The sequence below is a fragment of the Mycolicibacterium celeriflavum genome (assembly GCF_010731795.1).
In the GTDB taxonomy this organism is placed as follows: Bacteria; Actinomycetota; Actinomycetes; order Mycobacteriales; family Mycobacteriaceae; genus Mycobacterium; species Mycobacterium celeriflavum.
The window spans coordinates 4,445,174-4,457,421 of record NZ_AP022591.1 but is presented as its reverse complement, the minus strand read 5'-3'; the positions used below and the strand labels follow the sequence as shown (position 1 = coordinate 4,457,421).

The 12,248-nt window shown below is 67.5% G+C and carries 13 protein-coding genes; 7 read left to right on the top strand and 6 right to left on the bottom strand.

Features of this window, described 5'->3' with window-relative positions:
• Positions 1-48 precede the first annotated feature (48 nt).
• The 6 genes from G6N18_RS21390 to pth all read left to right on the top strand — a co-directional run bounded on the left by G6N18_RS21390 (position 49) and on the right by pth (position 4,347).
• Positions 49-1,029 carry a ribose-phosphate diphosphokinase gene (locus tag G6N18_RS21390; protein ID WP_083004443.1) on the top strand — a complete coding sequence of 327 codons (981 nt, stop codon included), beginning with the start codon at positions 49-51 and terminating at the stop codon, positions 1,027-1,029.
• A 2-nt stretch (positions 1,030-1,031) separates the two neighbouring features.
• Positions 1,032-1,379, top strand: a complete 348-nt coding sequence (arsC, locus tag G6N18_RS21385) for an arsenate reductase (glutaredoxin) (protein ID WP_083004446.1) — start codon at positions 1,032-1,034, stop codon at positions 1,377-1,379.
• The gene (locus G6N18_RS21380; RefSeq protein ID WP_083004450.1) at positions 1,376-2,056 is read left to right on the top strand and encodes an LpqN/LpqT family lipoprotein; all 681 of its coding nucleotides are present in this window, start codon (positions 1,376-1,378) and stop codon (positions 2,054-2,056) included. Before arsC ends, G6N18_RS21380 begins: the two co-directional genes overlap by 4 nt.
• A 10-nt stretch (positions 2,057-2,066) precedes the next feature.
• Positions 2,067-2,939, top strand: a complete 873-nt coding sequence (locus G6N18_RS21375) for an oxidoreductase (RefSeq protein ID WP_083004454.1) — start codon at positions 2,067-2,069, stop codon at positions 2,937-2,939.
• Between the two features lie 136 nt (positions 2,940-3,075).
• Positions 3,076-3,762: a 50S ribosomal protein L25/general stress protein Ctc gene (locus tag G6N18_RS21370; RefSeq protein WP_083004457.1), complete on the top strand. Its 687-nt coding sequence runs from the start codon at positions 3,076-3,078 to the stop codon at positions 3,760-3,762.
• A gap of 6 nt (positions 3,763-3,768) precedes the next feature.
• Positions 3,769-4,347, top strand: coding sequence for an aminoacyl-tRNA hydrolase (gene pth / locus G6N18_RS21365; protein ID WP_083004460.1), 579 nt, complete (start codon positions 3,769-3,771; stop codon positions 4,345-4,347).
• 12 nt (positions 4,348-4,359) lie between these two features.
• Here pth and G6N18_RS21360 read toward each other — a convergent pair whose 3' ends face one another.
• The 4 genes from G6N18_RS21360 to G6N18_RS21345 form a co-directional block, all read right to left on the bottom strand.
• Positions 4,360-5,208, bottom strand: a complete 849-nt coding sequence (locus G6N18_RS21360; protein ID WP_083004464.1) for an ABC transporter permease — start codon at positions 5,206-5,208, stop codon at positions 4,360-4,362.
• Positions 5,205-6,161 (bottom strand): efflux ABC transporter ATPase subunit, DrrA-related, encoded by a 957-nt coding sequence (locus tag G6N18_RS21355; RefSeq protein WP_067220995.1) that lies wholly within the window; start codon positions 6,159-6,161, stop codon positions 5,205-5,207. The genes G6N18_RS21360 and G6N18_RS21355 overlap by 4 nt, the downstream gene beginning before the upstream one ends.
• Before the next feature lie 117 nt (positions 6,162-6,278).
• Positions 6,279-7,913 (bottom strand): fatty acyl-AMP ligase, encoded by a 1,635-nt coding sequence (locus G6N18_RS21350; RefSeq protein WP_067220992.1) that lies wholly within the window; start codon positions 7,911-7,913, stop codon positions 6,279-6,281.
• Positions 7,914-8,293: 380 nt separating this feature from the next.
• Positions 8,294-9,265: a 4-(cytidine 5'-diphospho)-2-C-methyl-D-erythritol kinase gene (locus G6N18_RS21345; protein WP_067220989.1), complete on the bottom strand. Its 972-nt coding sequence runs from the start codon at positions 9,263-9,265 to the stop codon at positions 8,294-8,296.
• Positions 9,266-9,336: 71 nt separating this feature from the next.
• On the opposite strand from G6N18_RS21345, the gene G6N18_RS21340 reads away from it, so the two are divergent.
• Positions 9,337-10,122, top strand: coding sequence for a serine/threonine-protein kinase (locus tag G6N18_RS21340; protein WP_083004467.1), 786 nt, complete (start codon positions 9,337-9,339; stop codon positions 10,120-10,122).
• Between the two features lie 8 nt (positions 10,123-10,130).
• On the opposite strand, the gene rsmA is transcribed toward G6N18_RS21340, so the two are convergent.
• Together rsmA and G6N18_RS21330 are read right to left on the bottom strand one after the other, a co-directional pair.
• Positions 10,131-11,054, bottom strand: coding sequence for a 16S rRNA (adenine(1518)-N(6)/adenine(1519)-N(6))-dimethyltransferase RsmA (gene rsmA / locus G6N18_RS21335; RefSeq protein WP_083004471.1), 924 nt, complete (start codon positions 11,052-11,054; stop codon positions 10,131-10,133).
• Entirely contained in the window at positions 11,051-12,178 is a 1,128-nt protein-coding gene (locus G6N18_RS21330; protein WP_083004474.1) for a resuscitation-promoting factor, read from the bottom strand. Before G6N18_RS21330 ends, rsmA begins: the two co-directional genes overlap by 4 nt.
• Positions 12,179-12,248 lie beyond the last annotated feature (70 nt).

The following is a 12,248-nucleotide window of genomic DNA, read 5'->3' as shown; positions in this document are numbered from 1 at the left end:
CAACCCGTACGATTAGGCGGTATCGATCCCCGACCTTGAGGGCGCACTGTGGGCACCGAGTGGACCGACAACCGCAAAAATTTGATGCTGTTCTCGGGTCGGGCACACCCCGAACTCGCGGAGCAGGTCGCCAAGGAACTCGATGTCCCCGTGACGGCGCAGACCGCGCGGGACTTCGCCAACGGTGAGATCTTCGTCCGGTTCGACGAGTCCGTGCGCGGCTGTGACGCGTTCGTGCTGCAGAGCCATCCGGCACCGCTGAACCAGCACCTGATGGAACAGCTGATCATGATCGACGCGCTCAAGCGCGGCAGCGCCAAGCGCATCACCGCGATCCTGCCGTTCTATCCGTATGCGCGGCAGGACAAGAAGCACCGCGGCCGTGAACCCATCTCGGCACGGTTGGTCGCCGACCTGCTCAAGACCGCGGGCGCCGACCGGATCGTCACCGTCGATCTGCACACCGACCAGATCCAGGGGTTCTTCGACGGCCCGGTGGATCACATGCGAGCGCAGAAGCTGCTCACCGGATACATCGCCGAGAACTACGCCGATCACGACATGGTGGTCGTCTCGCCGGACTCCGGCCGGGTTCGCGTCGCCGAGAAGTGGGCGGACTCCCTGGGCGGCGTTCCGCTTGCGTTCATCCACAAGACGCGCGACCCGCTGAAGCCCAACGAGGTGGTGTCCAACCGCGTCGTCGGCGACGTGCGGGGCAAGACCTGTGTGCTGACCGACGACATGATCGACACCGGCGGCACCATCGCCGGTGCGGTCAAGCTGCTCAGGAAGGACGGCGCGGGCGACGTGATCATCGCGGCGACACACGGTGTGCTCTCGGACCCGGCCCGTGACCGGCTTGCGGAGTCTGGCGCCTGCGAGGTGATCGTCACCAACACGCTGCCGATTGGCGAGGACAAGCGCTTCCCGCAGTTGACCGTGCTGTCGATCGCGCCGTTGCTGGCCAACACGATCCGCGCCGTCTTCGACAACGGTTCGGTCACCAGCCTGTTCGACGGGTCGGCGTAGCCGTGGCCCGGGACGCAACCATCTTCCACAACCCCAAGTGCTCGACCTCGCGCAAGACGCTGGATCTGTTGCGGGAGAACGGAATCGAGCCCACGATCGTTCAATATCTGAAGACGCCGCCGACCCGCGCCGAGCTGGCGAAGATGATCTCCGAGGCGGGCATCGACGTGCGGACCGCCGTGCGCAAGCGGGAACCCCTCTACGCCGAGTTGGGTCTCGCCGACGCCAGCGATGACGAACTCCTCGACGCGATGGCCGCAAACCCGATCCTGATCGAGCGGCCGTTCGTCGTCACGTCGAACGGCGTCCGGTTGGCCCGCCCGATCGACGCGGTGCGCGAGATTCTGTGAGCCGTCGGGGCCTCGCGCTTCTCGCGGCCGCGGTCGCGATCGCCGTCGCGTCGGGCTGCGGCACCGAACCTCCCAACTATCAGTCGGTGTGGTCGACGTCGTCGTCGCCGACATCCACGACCCCGGCCGAGGGCGACAAGCCGATGCCGATCGCGGCGTACCTCGAGCAGGCCGGCGTGGTCGGCGACCCGGTCTTTCCCGAAAAGCTCACCGATCTGACCGTCACATACCCGACGCCGAAAGGGTGGCAGCCCTACTTCAACAGCAACTTCGCGCCCGGCACACGAGTGATCGCCAAGGGTGAGACCTACCCGATCGCGATGCTGGTGGTGATGAAGCTGACCGGCGACTTCGATCCGCGAGAAGCCATCAAACACGGGTACGTCGACGCCGAGATGTCGCAGAACTTCAAGCGTCTCAACGCCTCGATGGACGACTTCAAGGGTTTCCCGTCGGCGATGATCGAGGGCAGCTACGACCTCAACGGCCAACGGATGCACAGTTACAACCGCATCGTGATCGCCACTGGCGCACCGCCCGCCAAGCAGCGTTACCTGGTCCAGTTCACGGTGACCGGTTACGCCGAGAAAGCCTTCGAGGAGTCGGCGGACATCGAGCAGATCATCGGCGGCTTCAACGTCGCGGTGCCGAAGGCGCCACCGCGCCCCGGTAGCTAGAGTCGTCGCCATGAGCGAATGGACCGCCGCCGACCTGCCCTCGTTCGCCGGACGCACCGTCATCGTCACCGGCGCCAACAGCGGTCTCGGGCTGGTCACGGCGCGCGAACTGGCCGGCGCCGGCGCAAAGGTCATCCTCGCCGTTCGCAACACCGCGAAGGGCGACGAGGCTGCCGCGGCGATCACCGGTGACGTCGAGGTCCGCAAACTCGATCTGCAGGACCTCGCGTCGGTGCAGGCCTTCGCCGACACGATCGACTCCGTCGACGTGCTGGTGAACAACGCCGGCATCATGGCGGTGCCGTACTCGCTGACGGTCGACGGGTTCGAGAGCCAGATCGGCACCAACCACCTCGGCCACTTCGCGCTGACCAACCTGCTGCTGCCCAAGATCACCGATCGGGTGGTGACGGTGTCGTCGATAATGCATCTGATCGGCCGCATCAACCTCAAGGATCTCAACTGGAAGGCCCGGCCGTACCTGGCGTGGCCGGCCTACGGGCAGTCCAAGCTGGCGAATCTGTTGTTCACCAAAGACCTGCAGCGTCGCCTGAGCGCGGCGGGCTCACCGGTCAAGGCGATCGCCGCGCACCCCGGCTACTCCGCGACCAACCTGCAGGGCCAGACCGGTAACAAGTTCGGCACCCGGTTCTGGCTGGCGGGCAACCGGCTGTTCGCCACCAGCGCCGAGTTCGGTGCCCGCCAGACGCTGTATGCGGTGGCCGAGGACTTGCCGGGCGACACTTTGGTCGGTCCGCGGTTCGGCAGCCGGGGGCCCACCGGCCCCACCGCGTTGCGCAGTCCGCTGGCGCGTGACGCACGGACCGCGACGGCGCTGTGGGAGCTCTCCGAGCAGCTCACGAGCACCAAGTTCCCGCTCTGATTTGGGCGAGGGCAGCAGTTGCGGCTACCCTTGCCGGTGATCACGGCGAGGGTGGCCTGCCACCGTTATCGACGCGAACCTCTTACGAGTGGTTGAGCCCTGGCCGTGCCGAGTACACGACAGGAGCACCCACCGCATGGCGAGAAACGCCCCCAACAACCTGACCGCTGCGGTCCGTACCGAGACCGGTAAAGGCGCCTCGCGCCGCGCTCGCCGCAACGGCAAAGTGCCCGCGGTCCTCTACGGTCACGGCAGCGACCCGCAGCACCTGGAGCTCGACGGCCACGACTTCGCCGCCGTGCTTCGCCACGCGGGCACCAACGCGGTTCTGACGCTCGACATCAACGGCAAGGAGCAGCTCGCGCTGACCAAGGCGCTCGACATCCACCCGATTCGCCGCACCATCACGCACGCTGACCTGCTCGTCGTGCGTCGTGGCGAGAAGGTGACCGTCGAGGTCAACGTCCTCGTCGAGGGCGACGCGGTGCCCGGCACGTTGGTGACGCAGGAGGCCAACACCATCGAGGTCGAAGCCGACGTCCAGTCGATTCCGGAAAACCTGACCGTGTCCGTCGAGGATGCCGACGTCGGTACGCAGTTCACCGCGGGCGCGATCGAGCTGCCGTCGGGCGTCACGCTGGTGTCGGACCCCGAGTTGCTGGTGGTCAACGTCGTCGCGGCCCCGACCGCCGAGGAGATGGAAGGCGAGGGCGCCGGCGAGGCCGCGGAGGAAGAAGCGGCCGAGGGCGAAGAGGCCGAGGCCGAGGCCGCGGAGGGCGAAGGCGACACGGAAGAAGCCGCACCCTCCGAAGAATCCGAGTAGTCCGGCATGGCCGAACCACTCATCGTGGTCGGCCTGGGCAACCCGGGGGCGCAGTACGCCACCACCCGGCACAACCTCGGGTTCCTCGTCGCCGACATCCTCGCCGACCGCATCGGCTCGGGATTCAAGGTGCACAAGAAGTCCGGCGCCGAGGTGGCCACGGGCCGAATCGGCGGACGGTCGGTCGTGCTGGCCAAGCCGCGCACCTACATGAACGAGTCGGGTCGACAGGTGGGGTTCCTGGCGAAGTTCTACTCGGTGCCGCCGCCCGACATCGTGGTGATCCACGACGAGCTCGACATCGACTTCGGTCGGATCCGGCTCAAGCTCGGTGGCGGCGTGGCCGGGCACAACGGTCTGCGGTCGGTGAGTTCAGCTTTGGGCAGCAACGACTTTCAGCGGGTCCGCATCGGTATCGGCCGGCCGCCCGGGCGGATGGACGGTGCCAAGTACGTGCTCTCCACCTTCAGCTCGGCCGAGTGGAAGGATGTCCCGACGATCTGCGAGCAGGCCGCCGACGCCACCGAACTCCTTGTGGCGCAAGGCTTGGAGCCGGCGCAGAATATCGTCCACGCCTGGGATTAGCTCGCGATTGCCCTAGTCCCCCGTGCGGCGGGCGTAGGCGCGAAGGGCGAATGGCGCGAAGATCGCGGTCAGCACCAACGACCAGACGATGGTGGCCAGCACCGGGTGATGAAGCGGAAGCTGTGCGCTTTCGGGCGCCGGCCCGCCGTTGCCCCACAGCTCGCGCATCGCCTGCGCCAGCGACGACACCGGATTCCACTCGGCGATGACCCGCAGCCAGTGCGGCATCGGCTCGGTGGGCACAAACGTGTTGGCCAGGAACGTGATCGGAAACAACACGGTGAACATCACGCCGTTGACCGCCTCGACGCTGCGCAGCAGCGACCCGATCAGGATGCCGAACCAGATTATCCCGAAACCGAACACCAACACGAGCGCGAACGCCAGCGCCGCTTCGGCGACACTGCCGCGGATGCGCCACCCGATCGCCAACCCCGTGAGAGCCATCACCACCACCCCGAGCGAGGAGTGGATCAGGCTCGCGAGGCTGCGTCCGATCAGAACCGACGAGCGCGCAATCGGCAGCGACCGGAACCGGTCGATGATGCCTTTCTCGACATCGGCGGTGATGCCGGCTGCCACGACGAACGCCGAGAACACGATCGTCTGCGCCTGGATGCCGGGGAGTAGGAACTCGCGATAGTTCGTGCCGCCCGGGTTGACGATCGAAGCGCCGAACACGAACGCGAACAGCAACACGAACATGATCGGCTGCGCGGTCACGTCGCTCAACATCTCGGGCATGCGCTTGGTATGGATCATATTGCGCTTGACCATGATCCACGACTGTTGAGCGATGTTGGTGCGCCTGGTCCGGGCCGGCTCGACCCGCTCGGGCGCCGATGCGGCAACGGTGGTCACGCCTCGACCTCCTCTTCGGTGCGGTGACCGGTCAGCGTGAGGAACACGTCGTCGAGGCTCGGCCGGGACAGCCCGATGTCGTCGACGTCGATCTTGCTCTCGCGCAGCCAGCCGGCGACGCGGATCATGTCGTCGAGACCGTCGGCGGCGGCGGTGAGTTCGCGCGCGCCGACGTCGACGAACACCTCGGCGCCGGTCTTGGCGAGCAGCGCCTGCGCGGACGCCAGATCCTCTGCCTTCGTCACGGTCACGACCAGGCTGGCGGTGCCCGCCTGCTGCTTGAGTTGCAGCGGGGATCCCTGCGCGATGATGCGCCCCTTGTCGATCACCACGATGTTGTCGGCAAGCTGATCGGCCTCCTCGAGGTACTGCGTGGTCAGCAACAACGTCGTGCCCTGCTTGACCAGGTTGCGCAGTGCGTCCCACAACTCGCTGCGGCTGCGCGGATCCAGGCCGGTGGTGGGTTCGTCGAGGAACAGCACCGGCGGCGACGCGAGCAGGCTCACCGCGAGGTCGAGACGGCGACGCATGCCGCCCGAATACGACCTCACCACGCGGTCGGCCGCGTCGGTGAGCGAAAACTGTTCCAGCAGTTGATCGCCCAGCCGCCTGAGATCCTTCTTGCGGATGCCGTAGAGTCCGCCGATCATCCGGATGTTCTCCCGGCCCGTCAGCAGTTCGTCGACCGTGGCGACCTGACCGGTCAGTCCCATGTTGCGGCGCACCTGGTCGGGTTCGCGCACGACGTCGTGCCCGGCGACGCGGGCGGTGCCGCTGGTCGGCTCCGTCAGCGTCGTCATCATCCGCACCGTGGTGGTCTTACCGGCACCATTGGGACCCAGCAGGCCCAAGACCGTGGCTGGTGCGACGGTGAAGCTGACGCCGTCGACCGCAGTGTTGTCACCGAAACGCTTCACCAGGTCGATGGCTTCGATGGCGGGTGGGGCGGGCATGACACCGACCGTATCGGCAGTGACCGACAGCTCGTTACCGGCGAGCGTGCGTGAAGTGCTGAATTTTCGCGGCGTGCCGTGTGCAAACACGCACTCTCGCGCCAACCCGGAGGGGCGCTAGGTGACGAGGGAGACCGAGTTGCTGCGACGCAGCTTGCCCGACGGGGTCTTCGGGATGGTGCCCGGCCCGAGCACGACGACGTTGCGCGGGCGGACGTCGACCTCGGCGACCACCTCATGGGCGACATCGTGTTCGATGCGACGCACCTCGGCGGGGTCCTGCCAGGAGTTGGACTCGACCGCGACGGCGAACGTCTCCCGCGAGTGCCCGGCATCGAGTCGCACCGCGACCGCGCAACCCGGGCGCACACCGTCGACGCGGCAGGCGGCGCGCTCGATGTCGGTCGGATAGATGTTGCGGCCGGCCATGATGATGACGTCCTTGACTCGGCCGCAGACGACGATGTTGCCCTCTTCGGTGATGTAGCCGAGGTCGCCGGTGTCATACCAGCCGTGCTCGTCCTGCGCGGGAATGAAGCCGCCCATCGTGATGTAGCCGGGCGTCAGCGACTCGCCGCGCAGCTCGATCACGCCGACCCCGCGCGGCGGCATCACGTTGCCGTGCTCGTCGATGACGCGTGCCTCCAGGTCTGTCAGCAGTGGTCCGAGTGAGGCCAACCGGCGGGTGTTGCCCTTGGTGGCGGGCACGGCGCGGCGCAGCGCGGCCAGCAGGTCGGCATCGACTTCGTCGACCACCAGGCCGGCACCGCACGGCGAGAACGACACCGCCAGCGTGGTTTCGGCCATGCCGTAGGCGGGCAGGATCGCGTCGGGCTTCAGACCGAACGGCTTGCCGGCATCCAGCAGGTCCTCGACGTCCGCGGGCTCGACGGGCTCGGCGCCCGACAGCGCGAAGCGCAACGTCGACAGGTCGAACTCGCCGGGCTTGGCCTGACGCCGCAGCCGCTTGGCGAACAGCGCGTACGCGAAGTTCGGGGCGGCGGTCATGGTGCCCTTGTACTTGTCGATGAGCTTGGCCCACAGCAGCGTGTCGCGCAGGAAGTCCATCGGCGTGACCTTGACCAGTTCCGCGCCGAAGTACATCGGGATGGTCAGGAAGCCGACCATGCCCATGTCGTGGAAACAGGGCAGCCAGCTGACCATGACGTCCTTCTCGACGTCGTACTCGGCGCCGATGAACATCGCCTCGGCGTTGGAGTAGATGTTGCGGTGCGTGATCTGCACGGCCTTCGGGGATCCGGTGGATCCCGACGTCAGCTGCATCAGCGCCAGATCGTCCTCGCCGACCTCGACGGGGTCGATCGGCTCGGATGCCAGCAGATCGCCGACCGTGAGGACCTTGATGCCCTTCTCCTCGAGCACCGGGATCGCCACCAGGAACGGCTCGGACACGATCACTGCCTTGGCCTCGATCATGCTGATCACGGTCATGGTGTCCTCGGCCCACACGGCCAGGTCGGTGCGCGGCGTCGGCTGGTGCAGCATCGTCAGGCTGGCGCCGCGCATCCACAGGCCCTGCGCGGTCGGCGCGATCTCGACGGGGAAGCCGGCCAGCACGCCGATGGCGTCGCCGGGGCCGATGCCCGCGGCAGCCAGGCCGCCTGCGATGCAGCGGGCCCGCTCGTGCACCTCGCCCCAGGTGTGGCGGACGGGCTCGTGGGGTTCACCGGTGACCATGCCCGTCGTGACGGTGCGGGCATTGCGGTACATCTTCTCGGTGAATCGGCTCACGACGACCTCCTCGGCTCCAGAGCTAATTCCCTGGCGTAATGCTCCGCCTGCTCAGGCGCGCGATGGCGAAGGCGCGCATACAAATCGGGAGCGGTTGAGTCTCGAATCGGTGATGCACCGGAACCTACGCCGCATCCGACGAGACTCCCACCGAGGTTTCCGGCGGGTAAGAAAGTCGCGTCCGCTGCATGACCGCTAGTTTTCACCGCAGCTCATCTTAGGCAACTCTTAAGTAGCCGCCAAACTCTCGTGAGAATTGAGGTCTGGCTCACACCCGCTCGTTATCAAAATGCTGCCCAGCGCTCAGCTGGGTACAGAATTTCGCGGGTTTTGCGTACCAGGCTGCGCACTCGCGGCAGAAGCGGCAGAAGCGGCAGAAGTCACGCGGTCGACGGCGCGGGTACCACGCGCGCACCCTGCACGGGGCCGCTGGCCACCCGCACCGTGCGACACACGCCCGCGCCCGCGAGTTGTGCACCGACGTCCACCGCCGCGCTCGCCGAAGCGCACAGGAACGCGCACGTCGGGCCCGAGCCCGAGACGATGCCCGCCAACGCCCCCGCCTCGGTGCCGGCGCGCAGCGTGCGGCGAAGCCCCGGGTCGAGGTGCAGCGCCGCGGCCTGCAGGTCGTTTCCGAGCAGCGGCGCCAGCTCGGCGGCATCACCGGACGCCAACGCGGCCAGCACCGGCTCGGGGTCGTCGAGACGCGGCGGCGCCTTGCGGTCGGATCCCGCGGTCTCGCGCAGCCGGTCGATCTCGGCGAACACCGCAGGCGTCGACAACCCGCCGTCGGCGAACGCCAACACCCAGTGGAACGTGGTGCGGGCCAGCACTGTCGCCAGCTCCTCGCCGCGACCGGTGCCCAGCGCCGTCCCGCCGTGCAGTGCGAACGGCACGTCGCTGCCGAGTTGAGCGGCCAGCGCGTGCAGATCACGCCGCGGCACACCCAGCTCCCACAGCGCGTTCATCGCGACCAGTACCGCCGCTGCGTCTGCGCTGCCGCCCGCCATCCCGCCGGCCACCGGGATGGACTTCTCGATGGCGATCGCCACATCCGGCGCCCGGCCCACGTGCTCGGCCATCAACACCGCCGCCCGCCACGCGAGGTTGCGTTCGTCGGTGGGCAGCGCCTCTGCCCCTTCACCGGTCATCTCCACGGTCAGCATGTCGGCGTTGCGGACGGTGACCTCGTCGAGCAGCGAAACGGCGTGGAACACGGTGGTGAGCTCGTGATAGCCGTCGTCGCGCCGGTCCCCCACCTCCAGGTAGAGGTTCACCTTGCCGGGCACCCGGACCGTGACCGACCCGGTGGGGACCCACTCCGAGGCGGTGTTTCCGTTCCAGCCCGACACGGCACGACCCTATCTGGTGACCAGCGGTCGTCTCACCGAGTCAGAGCCGGCACCGGCACTAATCTGGGAAGGTGCTGTCCGCCGGCGACCGGTTCGAAGGCTATGTGGTCGACGAGCTCCTCGGCCACGGCGGATCCGCCACTGTCTATCGGGTACACGGCGCCGAGGACGAGGCGAGGGTGGTCGCGCTGAAGATCCTCGACGAGGGCCACCGCCATCTCGCGGAGCTGGCCCAGCTGCGACGGGAATTCGACTTCGCCCACCGATTGGACCATCCCCACATCGTCACGGTGTACGAGCGCGGCCCCGGTTGGCTGACGATGGAGCTGATTGCGGGCGGCGGAGTGCACCGCCTGCGGAGGCTCCTCGATCGCATCGCCGCGCTGAGCCAGATCGCCGACGCGCTGGACTACATCCACAACCGCGCGATCGTGCACTGCGACGTCAAACCCGCCAACATCCTCCTCGACGGCACCCGTGCAGTTCTCATCGACTTCGGGGTCGCGGTCACGATCACCGACGACATCTGCCGGCGCCCGACGCAGGTGGAGGCGTCGCTGCCGTACTCGGCGCCCGAACTCATCGCGGGCCGGGCACCGACGGAGGCGACCGACGAATACGCGCTGGCCTGTACCGCGGTCGAACTGATCACCGGGTCGCCGCCGTTCCGGGAGGACTCCCGGGTCGGTCTGGTCGACGCACACCTGCATCACCCGCCGCCGCGATTCTCCCGTGAGAACGACTGGCTGCCACGGGCTTTCGACTCGATAATGGCCAAGGCACTGTCGAAGGCCCCCGCGGACCGTTACCGGTCCTGCCGTGAGCTCATCGCGCTGATCGCCCGCGCGTTGCAGTAGAGCACGCCTCAAGGCACGCCGATCGAACCCTGCTGCTCCTGCTCGTGGGGTTCGCCGGCCGCGGGCGCGTCGGTCTCTCCGGACCGCTGCAGCAGCCGGACGAAGTCGGCGATCGAGAGCGTTTCGCCGCGACGCGACGGGTCGATGCTGGCGGCCAGCAGCCTGCGCGCCGACTCGTTGCCCGAACCCGCCCATTCGGCGAACGCGTTGCGGGCCGTCTTGCGGCGCTGCGCGAACCCGATGTCGATCAGCTCGAACACCTTGCGGCGGAAGTCGTCGTCCGTGGGCCACGGCGGGGTCTCGTGGCGTTCGATGCCCACCAGGCCCGAGTAAACGCGCGGGATCGGCCAGAACACGGTCGGCGACACCGTGCCGTGACGGCGGACGTTGCCGAAGAAGCGGGCTTTGGCGCTGGGCACGCCGTACTCCTTGCCGCCCGGTTCGGCAGCGAGTCGCTCGGCCACCTCGGCCTGCACCATCACCATCACGGTGCGGATCGACGGCAGCTCGGCCAGCAGATGCAGCAGCGCAGGCACCGCGACGTTGTAGGGCAGGTTCGCGACCAGGGCCGTCGGCTCGTCGTCCAACTCGGCGCGACGCAGCGTCAGGACGTCGCGGTTGAGCACGGTGAGCCGGTTGATCTCGCTGTGCGAATGGTCGGCGATCGTGGTCGGCAGCTGCCGGGCCAACACCGGGTCGATCTCGACGGCGGTCACCCGCGCACCGCGGTCGAGCAGGGCCAGCGTCAGAGAGCCCAGGCCGGGACCGACCTCGAGGACATGGTCGTTCCGGTTGATCCCGGACGCCGAGACGATCCGCCGTACCGTGTTCGCGTCGTGGACGAAGTTCTGACCGAAAGCTTTACGCGGCCGGAAATCGATCTGTTTGGCCAGCTGCCGTATCTCAGTCCGCCCGAGTAGTCGAATGGTCAGCGCGCCCCAATCCTCCCGCTACACGTCGGCCACGCTCCCCAACCTTGCCGCGCCCGAGTGACTTCAGCAATCGCGATTTGTTCTTCTCGTGTCGCCAGATCAGCTCTCGCAGCATACTTCAAACCGCCGTTGCGCTCCCAGGTGTTCTGGTCGAATTGAACGCCACCGTAGTAACCGTTGCCGGTGTTGATGGCCCAATTACCTCCCGCTTCGCACCGCGCGAGGGCGTCCCACGTCGCGCCGTTGGACACCGGCGGCACGTCGGTCCCGGGTTTCGTGCCGATCCGCACCACGCCTTCACGGGCCGGTGTCACGACGACATTGGCTACTGGCAGTCTGCCGGTTTCGACGCCGTTGACCTTTGCCACTGCAAAGATCACGTCCTGGGTGCCGGGCGCTCCGGGGTCTTCCACGATCTCGCGGCTCTCGTTCAGCGTCGGATCTTCGATGCGCTTGAGGACCGGAGGCAGCGGCACTCGCTGGGCGACCTTTTCGATCCGGTGGCGCGTGACGTCGATCCGCATCCCGTCGGTCACGGGCGCCGACGCGGCCGGCACGACGGTGTCGCGCTGCTCGAGCGGCGCTCCGGCCGCCGCGAGCAGGCCTGCGACATTCGGCGCGGCCAGCGTGACGGTGCGCATGGCCGAACCGTCCTTGATGTGCACGGTCTTGGCGCTGACGACCGGCAGCGACATGCCCGCCAGTGGGACCCGGCTGCCGCGCGAGGCCGCGGCGGGCGCCGTGTCGGTCATCTTCAGTTGCGAGAGCGCCTCGTCGACCGTCGATGCGGTGGTCCACACCTGCCGGCTGTCCTGCCCGTCGAGGGACACCTGCAGCGGACGGCTGCGACGCAGCACGATGGTGTCGGCCTGGTGCACCGGCTGATCGGCCGAGGGGTAGAGGTCGTCGCGTTCGCCGACGTCGAAGCCGTTCTCCTCAACGACGTCGATGACCCGCGACTTCATCGTCGCCACGGTGGTCGAGGAGCCGTCCACGGTCAGCGTGACGGTCTTGTGCGCCGCTATCGCATAACCACCGGCGAAGGTCAGGGCGAGCAGCGTCGCACCGACCAGAAGACGTAGCAATGGCGAGCGCGCTTCATGGAGCTTTGTGAAAGTGTTCAAAACGTCGTATATCTCCGACTAATCGGGCCGAATGCGGCTGCTTGGTAGCGCTCCGGTTTCGATCACAGCA

What these genes read in the sequence shown, in the direction of transcription:
- G6N18_RS21375 (WP_083004454.1), top strand. Translation starts at nt 2,067, where the DNA reads ATGAGCGAATGGACCGCCGCCGACCTGCCCTCGTTCGCCGGACGCACC.
- G6N18_RS21370 (WP_083004457.1), top strand. Translation starts at nt 3,076, where the DNA reads ATGGCGAGAAACGCCCCCAACAACCTGACCGCTGCGGTCCGTACCGAG.
- pth (WP_083004460.1), top strand. Translation starts at nt 3,769, where the DNA reads ATGGCCGAACCACTCATCGTGGTCGGCCTGGGCAACCCGGGGGCGCAG.
- G6N18_RS21355 (WP_067220995.1), bottom strand. Translation starts at nt 6,161, where the DNA reads ATGCCCGCCCCACCCGCCATCGAAGCCATCGACCTGGTGAAGCGTTTC.